The sequence below is a fragment of the Campylobacter concisus genome (assembly GCF_002913045.1).
Classification (GTDB): Bacteria; Campylobacterota; Campylobacteria; order Campylobacterales; family Campylobacteraceae; genus Campylobacter_A; species Campylobacter_A concisus_AP.
Genome location: NZ_PPAF01000017.1, coordinates 1 through 627, shown reverse-complemented (window position 1 = coordinate 627; position 627 = coordinate 1). Strand labels below are relative to the sequence as shown.

Annotated in this window: 1 protein-coding gene; it reads right to left on the bottom strand. The window is 47.0% G+C overall.

Annotation, left to right across the window (positions count from 1 at the left end):
• A partial coding sequence (locus tag CYP43_RS02125) for a tannase/feruloyl esterase family alpha/beta hydrolase (protein ID WP_258032130.1) occupies positions 1–578 on the bottom strand: 578 nt, incomplete at its 3' end.
• Positions 579–627 lie beyond the last annotated feature (49 nt).

Genomic DNA, 627 nt, shown 5'->3' with positions numbered 1-627 from the left:
ACTATTATGAGCTTGCCGCCATTTGCGCTAAATGTGCTAAGGCTTGTTGAGATGGCGTCATTTACCGCCGCAGTCTCGAAAGTCTTTGGCGTGTCTTTGTCAAAGTCGAAATTTATCGTGTCAAAATTTGGCTGCGCTGGTGTCAATAAGTAGTAATTCACCGCGCCGCTAGAAAGCGTGATATTTCTAGCGTTTGGCTTGGCACTTTGCGAGTCACCTAGTTTCCATTTCCTCCAGCCCTCAGCGCTCACGCCTGAGTCATAAAACCAGCCACTATAAATTTGCTCGCCCTTGCTGTTTTTAGCTCCGTTAAAGATTTTTTCGATTGCCTCTATCTTTTGCTTTGCTAATTTTAGACTTTTTGGATCAAATTTGCACGTTTCCCAAGCATTTATGATCCCATCTTTTAGTCCGTCCAAGTAGTCTAGCCTTGCTTGCTGATCTAGCCCAAACTCAGTCGTTGGCTCTGGGTGTCCTGAGTTTGTTGTAACGACCGCGTAGCCTCTAAGAAGCGCTGGCGTGGCTGTGCTGGTTCGTATCGGCACTGCACCAAGAGCAGGCACTAAAAAGCCGTCCATACCGCCCCCGCCTTGAAATAAAAATTTCTCATTCCACTGCTATGGCAGC